At 31.2% G+C, this 253-nt stretch carries 1 pseudogene; it reads right to left on the bottom strand.

Annotated features, from left to right (window positions below):
* Positions 1-253: pseudogene (locus AD60_RS07855) on the bottom strand (diaminopimelate decarboxylase); the annotation flags it as partial.

Genomic DNA, 253 nt, shown 5'->3' with positions numbered 1-253 from the left:
ATTTGCAGAGTTAGCATCAATTCCAGCATATTTTTTGTAGGAATCTTTTATGTGCAATACTTTGGTTATTAAGTAGCCATTAGGACCCGTAATGTATCTTCCATGCTCCATATATATCTTTGGAGGCTTTAATCCATTTTCTAATAAAATATTCTCATACAAACTTTTTATTTGTTGTGAAACATAATATATATCAAGTTCCTTCTCTTCAGGTTTATAAGGTATACCAAAACCACCGCCGAGATTTATGAAT

The organism is Petrotoga sp. SL27 (assembly GCF_002924605.1).
Classification (GTDB): domain Bacteria; phylum Thermotogota; class Thermotogae; order Petrotogales; family Petrotogaceae; genus Petrotoga; species Petrotoga sibirica.
The sequence above is the reverse complement of the archived record's forward strand: the minus strand, read 5'-3'. Positions and strand labels throughout refer to the sequence as shown.